This window comes from Parapedobacter deserti (assembly GCF_042646065.1).
Classification (GTDB): Bacteria; Bacteroidota; Bacteroidia; order Sphingobacteriales; family Sphingobacteriaceae; genus Parapedobacter; species Parapedobacter deserti.
Genome location: NZ_JBHRTA010000037.1, coordinates 39,946 through 52,833, shown reverse-complemented (window position 1 = coordinate 52,833; position 12,888 = coordinate 39,946). Strand labels below are relative to the sequence as shown.

Below are 12,888 nucleotides of genomic sequence, written 5' to 3'. Positions count from 1 at the left end.
TCACGTCAATCATGGCTGATTCATTTGATTTAAATTATCTACTGCGAGAAAACATTCGGAAATTGGTGCCCTATTCCTCAGCGCGCAATGAGTTTAAAGGGGAAGCTTCCATTTTGCTCGATGCAAACGAGAATGGCTACGGCTCGCCATTGGAACAAAATTACAATCGCTACCCTGATCCGTTGCAGCACCAACTAAAACTGAAGTTGAGTAGCATCAAGGGGGTGCCTGCCCGAAGTATTTTTTTAGGCAATGGCAGTGACGAGGCCATAGATATTTTGTACCGGGCATTTTGCCGGCCGGGTATAGACAACGTCATCCTTGTGCCTCCCACGTATGGCATGTATCAGGTATCAGCTGATATCAACGATGTGGCCACAAAAAAGGTAAAGCTTACCGCTGATTTCCAGCTCGACTTGGAAGGTATTGCTGAAGCTGTCGATAGCAATACACGACTGATCTTCCTTTGTTCACCAAACAATCCCACGGGAAACTCACTGCATCGGGAAGACGTTGAAACAATTCTAACGAATTTTAAAGGCTTGGTTGTCATTGATGAGGCCTATATCAACTACGCGCGTCAGAAGACGTTTATTCAGGAGCTGACGGAATACGGCAACCTAGTGGTCCTACAGACGCTGTCCAAAGCCTGGGGCTTGGCAGGACTGCGTTTGGGAATGGCTTTCGCTAGTGAAGAAATTATCGAGGTGTTCAACAAAGTAAAGCCGCCTTATAACGTCAATCAGGCCACCCAAGAACTGGTTGTAAAAGCCTTGGACAATGTAGAGACCGTAAATGCATGGATCCGGGAAACGGTGACGGAACGGGACAAGCTTTCGGAAATGATGCGTTCGTTTAAGTTCGTGGAGCATGTTTATCCCTCTGACGCCAATTTTATCCTGGTCAGAACTACCGCCCCACGTCCGCTTTATGAATATTTGGTGGATCAAAGCATTATCGTGCGTGATCGGTCAAAGGTTGAATTATGCATGGGATGCCTGCGCATTACGGTCGGCACACCTGCTGAGAATAAAGCACTTGTCGATGCGTTGACACGCTATGGCCGTCTTTGAATGCCGCCCGGTTTTTGCTGGTGGAGCCGCGATTTCCGCGCATCACACGCTGTTTTTACTGAGCTGAATAAAATTGCGTATAATTGCGGATTAAACATTTCGTATTATACAACATAACTAATTGGGGCGATAAGGAAATCAATGCCTGACACGATTAAACGACTGTTATTTATAGACCGGGACGGCACGTTGCTCGTCGAACCGGAGGATGAGCAGATTGATTCATTTGCTAAATTGAAATTTTATCCCGGTGTATTGCAATATTTGCCGCGTATAGCCGGAGAGCTCGATTTTGAACTAGTACTTGTAACCAATCAGGATGGCTTGGGGACGGCTTCCCATACTGAAGAGAATTTTTGGCCGGTGCATCGTTTCGTGATGGAAACATTTGCTGGCGAAGGGGTGGTATTTGCGGCTGAACACATTGATCGCACTTTCCCCCATGAAAATTCGCCTACGCGAAAACCGGGAACGGGATTGCTTTCCTCCTATTTTGACCCAGCAAAATATGACCTTTCCGGTTCCTTCGTGATCGGAGATCGTGTCAACGATGTGAAGCTAGCGCAAAATCTTGGAGCCAAAGCCATATGGCTACGCAATAACGATGCACTTGGAGCTGCAGAAGCTCATCAGATCGACGAGTCGGTAGTGGCCCTGGAAACCTCTGATTGGAGAACCATCTACGAATTTTTGAAACTGAGTGAACGGAGTGTGGAATACCGCCGTAAAACAAACGAAACGGACGTTTATATTAAGCTGAACCTTGATGGGAGGGGGAAAGCAGTTATCGACACCGGATTGGCATTTTTTGACCATATGCTTGATCAAATCGCCCGGCACGGCAATATAGACCTTCTGGTGCAGGTAAAGGGCGATTTGCATGTCGACGAACACCATACGATCGAAGACACGGGCATCGCATTAGGAGAGGTGTTTGCTAAAGCCTTAGGCGATAAACGGGGTATCGAACGCTATGCGTTTGTGCTGCCTATGGACGATTGCCTGGCACAGGTTGCCGTCGACTTCGGCGGCCGTAGCTGGATTGTATGGGATGCTGAGTTTAGAAGGGAAAAGGTAGGTGATATGCCTACGGAAATGTTTTTTCATTTTTTTAAATCGTTTTCCGACGCTGCTAAATGTAATTTGAATATCAAGGCTGAAGGCGAAAATGAACATCACAAAATAGAAGCGATTTTTAAAGCGTTTGCCAAATCCATCAAAAAAGCGGTAAGGCGCGATGCAGAACATATGGAACTTCCAAGTACGAAGGGGATACTATGAGTAGTTTAGAACACGGAACAATGATCAACGAGCGGGGACTGACTTTGCTTTTTTGTCATTCGTTCTTTAACCGGGTGGAATGACGGGAATCATAAATTACGGAGCCGGAAACATTTTTTCGCTGACGGCAGCACTCGATCGGCTGGGTATCCCGTATGGAATGGTCAATATCACAAGTGAGTTGGCAGCGTACGACCGGATCATCATTCCGGGGGTGGGGCATGCAGGTACGGCGATGCGTAAATTGCAGGAATCCGGATTGGCGGATTGCATCGGACAGTTGGTAAAACCTGTATTGGGCATCTGTGTTGGGATGCAACTGCTCACGGCTTATTCTGAAGAGGGCGACAGCGTGCTGCTGGACATCATTCCGCTCAAAACATTACATTTCGAGAAGCGGATCGTTGGAAAAGTGCCGCATATGGGCTGGAACAAAGTGTTTCACCAAAATCAATGTCAGATATTCGATAATATTGAAAAAGATGCCTACTTTTACTTTGTGCACTCCTATTTTATTGAATATCACCCTGCTTTTACAGCAGCTTCAACGCAGTATGGGTTGCAGTTTTCGGCGGCTGTTCAGAAAAAGAACTTTTATGGAGTGCAGTTTCACCCTGAAAAATCCGGGGAGGCAGGAGAACGGTTACTATTGAATTTTTCAAACTTACATTAATATCAGCCTTAAAAGACTATGTATATCATTCCGGCTATAGATGTTTTGGACAAGAAAATCGTCCGTTTACGTGAAGGAAATTACGATGATGCAACGGTTTACGATGTAAGTCTCGAAGAGATGGTGGAGAAGTACCAATCGAACGGGACTGAATTCGTGCACATTATCGACTTAAATGGTGCAAAAGGGGACTTCTCAAACCAATCGTATCTATTCGATGTGGTCCGTAATACGGATATGAAAGTGCAGTATGGCGGCGGTGTCCGGAGCATCGAGAAAGTAAGGGAACTGGTGGACGCTGGGATACATCGCGTGGTGGTAGGTACCCAAGCGATTACCAACCCTGAGTTTTTAGATGACCTCAGTAAACTGAATATCGGCAAACGCAAGTATGCCGACCATGTAGTGATTGCGATTGATGTACTCGATGAAGTAATCAAGTATTCGGGATGGATGGAAAGCTCTCCGGTGAAACTGTTGGACTACATCGACCGGTGTCTGTCACTCGGTTTTTTCCGCTTTTTATGCACGGACATCAATAAAGACGGCAAACTGGGCGGCGCGGGGGTCGAGTTGTATAGAAAATTGCTGGATCATTCGCCCATCATTAAGCTCATCGCTTCGGGCGGCATCAGTTCGATGGAAGATATCCGTGCGTTAGACGCCATTAAGGTAGAAGCGTGCGTGGTGGGGAAGGCGATCTATGAAAATCGCATCACAATTGAACAGATCAAAGAGTGGAATCTGAAATCCCTCATCCGTTTTTAAGTAAACATGTTGGCTAAACGCATCATTCCTTGCTTAGACGTCAAAGACGGGCGCACCGTGAAGGGGGTCAATTTCGTGGATTTGCGTGACGCTGGCGACCCTGTGGAGTTGGCTTGGCAATACTCGAGACAAGGAGCAGACGAACTGGTGTTTCTGGACATCACAGCTACACATGAACGGCGCAAGACCACGGTTGAGTTGGTGAAGGCTGTTGCAAGGCAGGTAAACATCCCATTTACCATCGGCGGCGGCATCAATGAGCTTGCTGATGCCGATACGTTATTGCATTCGGGCGCCGATAAAATATCAATCAACTCTGCTGCTGTACGGAATCCCGCACTGATTGATCAGCTCGCCATGGCTTTCGGTATACAGTTTGTAGTGGTGGCGGTGGATACCCGGCGTGTCGACGGCCGGAACTATGTTCACCTCAATGGCGGTCGGTTGACAACAGACATTCAGACCGAAGACTGGATCAAAGAGGCCGAAAGCCGGGGAGCTGGCGAAATATTGCTGACTTCAATGGACCATGATGGCACCAAAAACGGGTTTGATTGTGATTTTTTGATGAAAATCAATGGCGAACTGTCGATACCATTGATCGCGTCGGGTGGAGCTGGCAATAAGCAACACTTTGTTGATGTATTTCGACAAAGCAGCGTAGATGCAGCACTGGCGGCTTCTGTGTTTCATTATGGTGAAATTTTGATTCCGGACTTGAAAGGTGAATTGCGGCAGCATGGTATCGAAGTAAGATAAGTTTTCGCTGATGGGCAATCACACATCTGCCAATCTGCAATAGGATAAATAAGCAAGAGCAAATCGCGAATGAGCATACAGATAGATTTCAAAAAAAGCGGAGGGCTCGTCCCGGCTGTGATACAGGACGCACAAACGCTTGAAGTATTGATGCTGGGGTACATGAACGAAGAAGCTTGGCATAAGACGCAGGCCGACAAACGCGTGACCTTTTTTTCAAGAAGCAAAAATCGGCTGTGGACTAAAGGTGAGGAAAGCGGACATTGCCTAGAAGTAGTCAGCACACATATTGATTGCGATCAGGACACAATATTGATCAAAGCCAGGCCTAAGGGGCCAACCTGCCATAAAGGAAATAGAAGCTGCTTCAATACTGATTATAACCAGAATTTCATCTTTAAACTGGCAGACATTATAAACAAGCGGTACGAATTTCCGACTGCCGACTCTTATGTCAACCGGTTGCATGAGCGCGGATTAAATAAAATCGCCCAAAAAGTCGGTGAAGAAGCCGTTGAAACGGTCATTGCCGCGCTGGCTGAAAGAGAGGCAGACTTTGTCAATGAAGCATCAGATCTGGTATTCCATCTGTTGGTGCTGCTACGGGAAAAAGATGTTTCTTTGGAAGCGATAGCCAAGAACCTGGAAGGAAGGCATCAGTAGACCAGTGACGATAAGTAAATCGAGTAGGGCGTTCCATCAAATATGAACAAACTCCTGATACGTAAAGCAGGCACATTATTGGGGCACCAGAACCCGATCTTTGCCGTTGAAAACGGCCGCGTCCCGAATGTAATATTTACAGGTGGGAACGATAAGGGGGTGGTACAGTGGGATTTAGAGACAATGAAATTTGAGCGTATCTTATGCCCGGTGTCCTCTTCCGTGTACACACTACATATGGTGGCTCACTCGCCGTTGCTAGCCATTGGTACACGTGATGGCCGGGCGAAAATTGTTCATAGCAGTACTGCGCAACCTTTGGCTGTACTGGAACACCATCAGCGTCCCGTCTTCGACATTAAATCTTTTGAAACAAAGCCTGAGTTGATACTCTCATCCGAGGACGGTACCGTGTCCATCTGGAACACGGAAACGTTCCGCCTACTCTACCATTTCAAAATAGCTGAGCAGACTGTCCGCACAATCGCCATCAGCATTGACGAACGGTGGGTCGTCTTTGGAACAAAGGAGGGTAAAGTTAAGTTATACAATGCGAAAGACTACTCCTTTGTTGAAGAGTTGCCCGCACACTCGATGCCGGTTACTTCACTTTGTTTTTCGCCCGACGGACGGTATTTGCTCACCGGCGGCCGGGATGCACAGTTGAATGTGCTGCATACGAGCGGTTTTTCGCTGGCTAAAACCTTTACGCCACATTTGTTTACGGTGTATGCCATCAGCTATCACCCGACGTTACCGGTGTTCGCCACGGTGAGCCGCGATAAAAGCATCAAATTATGGTCATCTGACGATTTCAGGCTGCTGCGCATCGTAAGTTTTGAAAGAGGATTCGATAGCCATTTGTTGTCGGTCAACAGCATGGTTTGGAACACCTACCGAAATCAACTGGTTTCGGTAAGTGACGATAAGAAAGTGATGGTGTGGGATGTCGAGTGGCCGCAATCATCAGAGTAATTTCACGATACGCACCAGGTATTCTTTGTCTACCTCGTTAAAGTGATTGAGGTATTCACTGTCTACGTCCAATACCCCAATGATCGCTCCGTTTTTATTTACAGGCACTACGATTTCCGACTTGGATTGCGAACTACAGGCAATATGGCCGGGAAAGGCGTCGACATCTGGTACGACCAGGGTCTCATTCTTTTCCCACGCCGTACCGCAAACACCTTTGCCTTTGGCGATGCGCGTGCACGCAAGTGGTCCTTGGAATGGCCCGAGTACCAACTCATCCCCTTTCACTATATAAAATCCTATCCAGAAAAAATCAAATTGGGCTTTGAGTACGGCGCATAGATTGGCCATATTAGCCACCAAGTCCGTTTCGCCTGCCAATAACGCTTCCAACTGGGGAAACAACCCTTCGTATTGTTCTTTTTTGGTGCCGGTGGCGATATAAAGCTCTTCAGCCATTGTATTCTACTTATGTTTAATTAGAAGATACCGATGCCACATGGCATCGGCATGCCTGACTTTGTAAGCAAAAATACATAAATTGCCCATTTTTGCTGAATGGTTCTTATAAGGAAGTAACAGATACAAAATAATATAGGCACAATCCATCGGAATGCATGAAAAAATCAGTTATTTCGTCGATATTACAAAAATTATTTCTTCATGGGCAGACAAAAGAGTACTGAGCTATCGGGCGTAAAGGAAATCGCAAGAAGAGCAAATGTGTCTATAGCAACGGTAGATCGGGTTATCCATAACCGAAAAGGCGTATCAGAGGCGACACGGCAGAAGATCAGCACAATTATAGCTGAAATGGGGTTTCAACCCAATATTTTAGCCAGTCGCCTAGCCTCTAAGAAGGTCAATCATTTTGCGGTTCTAATTCCCAAATCGACCGAAACGGATTATTGGGAATCGACTATCAAAGGCGTTGAGCGGGCGCATCAAGAAATCAAGCAATATGGAATAGTATTGGATAAGTATTTTTATGATTTGAATCATAAGAAATCGTTTTCGGATGCGGCGAAGCTGCTGTTAAAAAAGCATTGTGATGGCGTCTTGTTGGCTCCTTCCTTTATTAGGGAGGCTACCGACTTTATCGACGACTGCCAGTCAAGAGCCATTCCCTATGTATTCATTAACTCTGACATTCCGGGTAAAGACAGCCTATGCTATATCGGGCCGCATCTTTATAAAAGCGGGCACCAGGCGGCCCAATTAATAAGCTTTGGATTGAAGGCCGGAAAGGTGTTAATTGTAAATATATCTAAAGAGATTGATAGCTATCACCACTTATTGCGAAAAGAAGAAGGTTTTAGAGCATATTTCGACAACAATAGGGGAGCTATCAAAATGATCAAGATAGATATCCGAGACACAGACCAGCGATCGATTGAGGATGCTTTGGATGGTGTTATGAGCGAACATCAAGGCGTGGATGCCATCTTCGTGACCAACTCACGGGTAAGGTCAGTCGCCAACTACCTAGTGAAACGGTCACTTGAAAATAAAATTCTTATAGGCTACGATTTTCTGCAGGAAAACGTGAAGTACCTAAAACAAGGGGTGATTGACTTCCTGATTGGGCAGAAACCGGAAGAGCAGGGGTATGTCAGCCTCATGATGTTGTTTCAGCACATCGTTATGGGTGTGGCAATGCCGAAGGTAAACTATATGCCAATTGATATTATCACACGAGAGAATTATGAATTCTATAAGAATTGAAACACAAAATGATGCGAAAAATAAAAATTAAATTTGGAAGTGAAAATTTAATTAACGTATTTTGTGGGTACGTAACCGCTGACCAGTCTCGGCAATTGGGAAAGACTGGTTCGTCTTGGACGATGCGAACTTAGTGAATACATAGTAGTACTAAGTGAGCTTGGTTCGAAATGTAGCGTGTACGTTACCGATTAGAAATTTAATATTAAATCAGAGATTTTTTAAAAACGTTTAGATCGTATTGTTAGCCCACCGTAGATCAGTACGGCCAATTTACGGTAACGTTAACGGTTGACTGTAACGCTAAAGAGAGTGTGCCTTCATCGGTATGCGATATTGAATATACAATTCTAAAATTTGCGTATGAAACGTTCAATTCTTATTAAAAGTAACCTTTGGCTTATTTTGCTTTACTTGTTTAGTGGTTTGGCATGGGCGCAGACTTCCTCTGTTGCGGGCGTCGTAACGAATGAGCACAAGCATCCACTCGAAGGAGTTACCGTTACGGTGAAAGGGAGCACTATTTCTACTCAAACTGATGCGAATGGCCGGTTTAATATTCCATCTGTTAATGATTCTGCAATACTGGTTTTCAGCATTGTCGGGTTTAAAAGACAGGAAGTTCCGGTTCCGCTGAATACGGATCTTCAAGTTACACTCGTGGAAGTAGCAAGCAATTTGGACGAGGTGATTGTGGTGGGGTACGGTACACAAAAGAAACGGAATGTCACTGGCGCGATCGTTTCGGTAAGTAGTAAAGATATTGCTGAAAGACAAGCGCTTAATGTTTTTGACGCCTTGCAGGGCATGGCCTCCGGCGTACAAATAGATCAGGAGTCTGGCAGGCCCGGAGCTGGTAGCTCTGTGAGGGTGCGCGGTACAGCTACTATGGAAGGCGGGGCCGATCCGCTATATATCGTCGATGGTGCGCAGGGCATGGACATTAATACCATCAACCCGGACGATATTGAATCGATAGAAATATTGAAAGACGGCGCGTCGGCGGCCATCTATGGATCCCGATCTGCGAATGGTGTAATCATCATCACCACAAAAAAGGGCCGCGAAGGTAAACCGCAGATCAAGGGAAGCTACTTGAACAGCTATAGCACATTGTCTCATAAGATTCCTCAGGCTAATGCGGATGAGCGCAGGCTATACGAGCTCAAGCGCGGTGGTGCCGGAGCACGCACTATCGACTCTTTGAACCCGGCTTACAATGCTGATAACGATATGCAGGAATTGATTACCCGTACAGCCCAGCGTCATCAGGCGGATGCAAGCTTGGCCGGTAGTACAGGTAAATTGAATTATTATGGGAGCCTAGGCTATTTGGGCGACGAAGGAATCATTTTAAATAGCTGGTACCGACGTATAACAAGCCGGCTGAATATGGATTATTCACCCAGCGATGTATTCACCTATGGCAATCGGTTATCGTTTTCTTACCGCAATGAAAACCGTATACACGAGGGCAATGTGTTAAATCAAGCTATCCCACGACCGCCAACCAATGCTGTTTATTTCCCTGACGGTTCCTTGGCACCGACTATATCGGGACGCATGAACCCGCTTGCCCAAGCCTTGCTGCGGAGGAATGAATATGATATTTACGATGCCAGCATATACAATTACTTGCTATTCAATGTTTTAGATGGTCTTCGATTTACTACCGATGCCATCGTCCGGTTCAATTACAGCCATAACGAGGTTTTTGTGCCCAAATTGTTGAACACAAATACAGGGGCCACCGTAGATCCGGTGAGTAACGGTAGTGAGCAAGATAACATGATAAATTACTGGATGGTGCAAGGGTTTTTTAACTATGATAAGAGCTTTGCTGGTCATCATCTTACTGGCGTATTAGGCGTGAGTGCAGAACGCGAGTATTCTCGCCGCATCAATATTGCAGGTAACAATTGGGTGTCCGAGGAGATTCCCACAATGAATGCTGCTCAGGCTTTGCTCTTGAATAATATCTATACCAATGGTTTGAGAAGTACACAGGCTTCGCTTTTCGGGCGGATAGGGTATAATTTCGGTGACCGGTATATCATCGAGTCGAATTTTCGGGTGGACGGCTCCTCCCGCTTTGGGCGTGATAATCGATGGGGCTTTTTTCCCTCGGTGTCCGGTGCATGGCGATTTTCGGACGAGTCGTTTATGAGTACTACCCGCAATTACCTAGCTGACGGTAAGGTGCGCGTCAGCTACGGTGTAACGGGCAACGATCGAATAGGGCAATACGACGCAATCCAACGCTACGTTTTCGGTAGCAATTTTTACAATGGCGTCTCAGGCGTCGTACCCAATACTCTTTTTGGAAACAATACGCTTGGTTGGGAAACAACCAGGCAATTCAATGCCGGCTTGGATCTTACCTTCTTCGATGGGCGTTTGACGGTCACGGCTGACTATTATGATAAAATTACGAGTGACTTGCTTTACAACGCACCGATAGCCTATGAGACGGGATTCGACGATGTGCGTGTAAATCTAGGTTCGATCCAAAACAAAGGCGTTGAAGTTACTGTAGGTAGTTCACCAATCAGAAATGAGCGCTTCCGTTGGCATACGGAGGTCAACTTCACCCGCAATCGGGGCCGCGTTCTGGAATTAGCTGAAGGTACGCAGATGATTGTTTCCGGGATATGGTTGGTCGAAGAAGGGCAACCCTTGGGAAACTTCTTTGGCTGGAATAATCTGGGTGTTTATGCCTATGACGAGTCTAATGCTTGGAGTGATGACGGGCGGCAGCTCATGCCGGTGTTTGGCACTGACGGGGTGTTTGATCACTATATGCTCGATGGACAGCATTATATGGGGAATGTTAATCAGTTACAGACAACCGGCGGCATATCCAAAGGAGGCGACGTCATTTGGCAAGATGTGAACGGTGATCGGGTAATTGATGACACCGATCGTATTATCCTAGGCAATGCGCAGCCCAAGTGGATGACAGGCTGGAACAATGCCCTGTCGTACAAGGACTGGACTTTGTCATTCAATTTTTATGTGAGTTACGGAGGAAAGATTTACAATCAGGCCCGCCGGGTGATGGCGAGTTATACGACCAGCTTGGCTACTCCAGACCCTTACATTATAAATAACGCATGGTGGCGGCAGGGTGACATTACCGATGTCCCAATCCCGGTTAACAACGGTATGGAGAACGTGAGGGAGTTGAATAGCTTTTTCCTTGAAAATGCTTCTTTCATCCGTTTACGAAATGCGAGGCTTACTTACCGGGTACCAGCGCAATGGTTGTCTGCTGTTAAACTTGCGGGGGCAAGTATTTATGTATATGGCAACAATTTATTCACCTGGACCAACTATTCTTGGTTCGACCCGGAAATAGCATTTTCCAACCCACTACAGATGGGACGGGATACGGGTCGGTATCCCCGAAAAAGAGAACTCGGTTTAGGCTTAAATATTAACTTCTAATCCAATGAAGGCACAAAATAATACCACTCGTAAATATATACGCGCATGGTCCATCAAACGCCCGATTTTATCACTTTGTGTAGGGTTCGCTTGTTTGGTTTCATCTTGCGAAAGCTTCCTGGATCAACAACCAATATCCGATCTCTCGAGCGACAAATTCTGGTTGACGGCAGACGACGCTAAGCTGGGAATGGCCGGAATCTATAGCAGTATCCAATCAGTTTTTAGCTCCAATTATATCCTGTGGGGCGATGCACGGTCGGATAATTTCACATTTAGCGGTACAGGTGAAGCGCAAATTAATTACTCAATTAATGCGGTGACCTCTACGATGGCAGGCACGAGTTGGGCTGAAATTTATAAAACAATCCAACGATCCAATCTGGCTATCAAATATCTGCCAACAATCAATTTGCCAGCAACCGAACGCGATCATTACTTGGCCCAAGCCTATGCCATCCGGGCATATATGTATTTTTTTATCGTAAGGCTGTGGGGAGATGCGCCGATTTGGGTAGAACCTTATGAAGATATCAATGCCGAGCCTAACCGACCGCGGAGCCCGGCCGAACAAATCGTGCAGGACGTGATATTGCCCGATCTCCAACGTGCGTTGCAAATCGTTGATCCCGGGGTAAACACGGTCGTCGAGGTGAATATTGGTGGGATGCTGGCCATGCTTACAGATGTATACATGTGGTTGCACAACTATCAAGGAGCGTTAGATGCGTCAGAAAGGCTCATTGGGCTTGACCGTTATCGCTTGGCAACAGGCGAGGAGTGGAAGGACATGTTTTTGTCTCCGGCCAATAGCAGGGGAAATATCTGGAGCCTAAGTTGGAATTTCCTCCAGGACGGACCTGACGGTACCTCCCGACAGATTGGTGCAGGCAACCTGGATCCATTGTACGTGATGGATCCTGCCGTCGTCGAGCGGTTCCACAGCGATCCAAAGGATATCCGTACGAAACTCACGTTTGATTCATTGGTCTTCGCCAATGCGGCTACCCCTAATGCCCGGAGTAAACGACTAGGCAAGTTTGCTGTCAGGAATGCCGACGGAACCTTCCAGTATCCACAAACTAGCCAAAGTGAATATAAACTTACCATGTACCGTTATGCGGATATCCTGCTGTTGCGGGCTGAGGCGCTGAACCGGTCGAACGATAAATTGGGTGCTTTTGCCTTGCTTAACGAGGTGAGGGCGGCGGTAGGGCTTGATCCGCTGGACGAATCGGAATATGCCAGCGAAGACGAGGTGGAAAAGATTATATTGAACGAACGGCAGTTAGAGCTTTTCGCCGAAGGCCGGCGTTGGTTTGATCTTGTCAGGACGGGCAGGGCGATGAACGTGATGGATTCAATTATCAGAGAGCGACAAGGAGCGCTGGAGATCACCGTAACTGGTTTTACTGATGCGCGGCGTACTCTGCTCCCGATTCACCGGAATGTGCTCATTAATAATCCTGTGCTGGTTCAAAACGAACCATACTCGTTCTGATTGCTGCATCAAAAAATAGGAAA

General features: G+C 46.5%; 11 protein-coding genes. 10 read left to right on the top strand and 1 reads right to left on the bottom strand.

What is annotated here, in order from left to right; translation table 11 throughout:
* Positions 1-11: 11 nt before the first annotated feature.
* The 7 genes from hisC (at position 12) to ACFOET_RS11895 (ending at position 6,192) form a co-directional block, all read left to right on the top strand.
* Positions 12-1,073, top strand: a complete 1,062-nt coding sequence (gene hisC / locus ACFOET_RS11925) for a histidinol-phosphate transaminase (RefSeq protein ID WP_379022894.1) — start codon at positions 12-14, stop codon at positions 1,071-1,073.
* A gap of 141 nt (positions 1,074-1,214) precedes the next feature.
* Positions 1,215-2,354 (top strand): bifunctional histidinol-phosphatase/imidazoleglycerol-phosphate dehydratase HisB, encoded by a 1,140-nt coding sequence (hisB, locus tag ACFOET_RS11920; RefSeq protein WP_379022892.1) that lies wholly within the window; start codon positions 1,215-1,217, stop codon positions 2,352-2,354.
* Between the two features lie 79 nt (positions 2,355-2,433).
* Complete coding sequence (gene hisH, locus ACFOET_RS11915; RefSeq protein WP_379022890.1) at positions 2,434-3,027, top strand: imidazole glycerol phosphate synthase subunit HisH; 594 nt, start codon at positions 2,434-2,436, stop codon at positions 3,025-3,027.
* An 18-nt stretch (positions 3,028-3,045) separates the two neighbouring features.
* Positions 3,046-3,795, top strand: a complete 750-nt coding sequence (locus ACFOET_RS11910; protein WP_379022888.1) for a 1-(5-phosphoribosyl)-5-[(5-phosphoribosylamino)methylideneamino]imidazole-4-carboxamide isomerase — start codon at positions 3,046-3,048, stop codon at positions 3,793-3,795.
* 6 nt (positions 3,796-3,801) lie between these two features.
* Positions 3,802-4,554, top strand: a complete 753-nt coding sequence (gene hisF / locus ACFOET_RS11905; protein WP_379022886.1) for an imidazole glycerol phosphate synthase subunit HisF — start codon at positions 3,802-3,804, stop codon at positions 4,552-4,554.
* 69 nt (positions 4,555-4,623) lie between these two features.
* The gene (hisIE, locus tag ACFOET_RS11900; RefSeq protein ID WP_379022884.1) at positions 4,624-5,217 is read left to right on the top strand and encodes a bifunctional phosphoribosyl-AMP cyclohydrolase/phosphoribosyl-ATP diphosphatase HisIE; all 594 of its coding nucleotides are present in this window, start codon (positions 4,624-4,626) and stop codon (positions 5,215-5,217) included.
* A 42-nt stretch (positions 5,218-5,259) separates the two neighbouring features.
* Positions 5,260-6,192 carry a WD40 repeat domain-containing protein gene (locus tag ACFOET_RS11895; RefSeq protein ID WP_379022882.1) on the top strand — a complete coding sequence of 311 codons (933 nt, stop codon included), beginning with the start codon at positions 5,260-5,262 and terminating at the stop codon, positions 6,190-6,192.
* Here the strand turns inward: ACFOET_RS11895 and ACFOET_RS11890 are convergent.
* Complete coding sequence (locus tag ACFOET_RS11890; RefSeq protein WP_379022880.1) at positions 6,184-6,651, bottom strand: GAF domain-containing protein; 468 nt, start codon at positions 6,649-6,651, stop codon at positions 6,184-6,186. The genes ACFOET_RS11895 and ACFOET_RS11890 overlap by 9 nt on opposite strands.
* Before the next feature lie 204 nt (positions 6,652-6,855).
* Between ACFOET_RS11890 and ACFOET_RS11885 the strand changes: the two genes are divergently transcribed.
* The 3 genes from ACFOET_RS11885 (at position 6,856) to ACFOET_RS11875 (ending at position 12,865) form a co-directional block, all read left to right on the top strand.
* Positions 6,856-7,917: a LacI family DNA-binding transcriptional regulator gene (locus ACFOET_RS11885; protein ID WP_379022878.1), complete on the top strand. Its 1,062-nt coding sequence runs from the start codon at positions 6,856-6,858 to the stop codon at positions 7,915-7,917.
* Positions 7,918-8,280: 363 nt separating this feature from the next.
* A complete protein-coding gene (locus tag ACFOET_RS11880) occupies positions 8,281-11,364 on the top strand; it encodes a SusC/RagA family TonB-linked outer membrane protein (RefSeq protein WP_379022876.1) in 3,084 nt (1,027 codons plus the stop codon).
* Positions 11,365-11,368: 4 nt separating this feature from the next.
* Positions 11,369-12,865, top strand: coding sequence for a RagB/SusD family nutrient uptake outer membrane protein (locus ACFOET_RS11875; RefSeq protein WP_379022874.1), 1,497 nt, complete (start codon positions 11,369-11,371; stop codon positions 12,863-12,865).
* Positions 12,866-12,888 lie beyond the last annotated feature (23 nt).

Bases quoted from the DNA above. Each gene is read 5' to 3' on its own strand.
- hisC (WP_379022894.1), top strand. From the start codon at position 12: ATGGCTGATTCATTTGATTTAAATTATCTACTGCGAGAAAACATTCGG.
- hisB (WP_379022892.1), top strand. From the start codon at position 1,215: ATGCCTGACACGATTAAACGACTGTTATTTATAGACCGGGACGGCACG.
- hisH (WP_379022890.1), top strand. From the start codon at position 2,434: ATGACGGGAATCATAAATTACGGAGCCGGAAACATTTTTTCGCTGACG.
- ACFOET_RS11910 (WP_379022888.1), top strand. From the start codon at position 3,046: ATGTATATCATTCCGGCTATAGATGTTTTGGACAAGAAAATCGTCCGT.
- hisF (WP_379022886.1), top strand. From the start codon at position 3,802: ATGTTGGCTAAACGCATCATTCCTTGCTTAGACGTCAAAGACGGGCGC.
- hisIE (WP_379022884.1), top strand. From the start codon at position 4,624: ATGAGCATACAGATAGATTTCAAAAAAAGCGGAGGGCTCGTCCCGGCT.
- ACFOET_RS11895 (WP_379022882.1), top strand. From the start codon at position 5,260: ATGAACAAACTCCTGATACGTAAAGCAGGCACATTATTGGGGCACCAG.
- ACFOET_RS11890 (WP_379022880.1), bottom strand. From the start codon at position 6,651: ATGGCTGAAGAGCTTTATATCGCCACCGGCACCAAAAAAGAACAATAC.
- ACFOET_RS11885 (WP_379022878.1), top strand. From the start codon at position 6,856: ATGGGCAGACAAAAGAGTACTGAGCTATCGGGCGTAAAGGAAATCGCA.
- ACFOET_RS11880 (WP_379022876.1), top strand. From the start codon at position 8,281: ATGAAACGTTCAATTCTTATTAAAAGTAACCTTTGGCTTATTTTGCTT.
- ACFOET_RS11875 (WP_379022874.1), top strand. From the start codon at position 11,369: ATGAAGGCACAAAATAATACCACTCGTAAATATATACGCGCATGGTCC.